This is a genomic window from Rothia sp. HMSC069C10, from assembly GCF_001812205.1.
Lineage (GTDB): Bacteria > Actinomycetota > Actinomycetes > Actinomycetales > Micrococcaceae > Rothia > Rothia mucilaginosa.
Genome location: NZ_KV808301.1, coordinates 222,947 through 223,814 on the forward strand (window position 1 = coordinate 222,947; position 868 = coordinate 223,814).

General features: G+C 50.2%; 1 protein-coding gene and 1 pseudogene. Both read left to right on the forward strand.

Annotated features, from left to right (window positions below):
- Nucleotides 1-538 (forward strand): DUF6318 family protein (locus HMPREF2842_RS05885; protein ID WP_070643290.1); only part of this gene is annotated, 538 nt, incomplete at its 5' end.
- Between the two features lie 63 nt (nt 539-601).
- Nucleotides 602-868: pseudogene (locus HMPREF2842_RS09095) on the forward strand (DUF6318 family protein); the annotation flags it as partial.

Genomic DNA, 868 nt, shown 5'->3' on the forward strand with positions numbered 1-868 from the left:
GGCGAGTGCTACTCCGTCTACTGTCCGCGGCTACTCGGGCGGATCAAAGGCGCCGGATGGGGAATACCGTAAAGCCGATGGCTACGGCCCCGCTCAGAATGTGCCGAAGCCTAATGCTCCTGAAGAGGGCTATCGTGAGAAGTCTATTGAAGGTATCCGTAAGACGATGGACGCTTGGGTTAAATGGACTAATTATGGAATTCAGGTAGGCGATTTTACGGAATCTCGGAAGTATATTTCCAGTGATTTTACGGAGGAACTGGAAGGGTATAAGAGCTTTGAGGATTTGTATAAGCGCGGTGGTTGGATTATTGATGGCATTGACAACTATGTTGCTGATGGAAATCCGTGGTCTGAGGATGGGGAAACCTATTTTTGGAAGGCATATCGCGAGTGGAATTATATAACTCTTGTGGAGCCTACTGGCGAGTGGCACAGAGACGTCAATATCCAGAAGGATAACGATACGTGGAAGTTTGAGTTTAAGTACTCCGATTCTTCATGGAAGATCGTTGGTTGCGAACAGGTAGATGGATAATGCGCTGAGAATTAGTGCATTTCAAAATTCTAGAGTTTTGTATTTCTGATGATAGGAATTTCTGTGTCTTCTTTTGTTCTTAATCGCCGCGCGTTGTTGGGCGGCGTTACGTTGTTCGGTGCATCCGGTCTGCTTGCGGCATGTGGTCAGCAGGCCACTAACGAAGCGGGTGCCTCTTCGACTACAACCGACACCCTACCTGCTGCGCCGAGTGAAACTACGTCTGCTACAGCCACCCCGTCTACTGTTCGCGGCTATTCGGACGGTTCGAAGGCACCTGACGGCGAGTACCGCCCGGCAGATAAGTACGGTCCGGCGCAGAATGTGCCC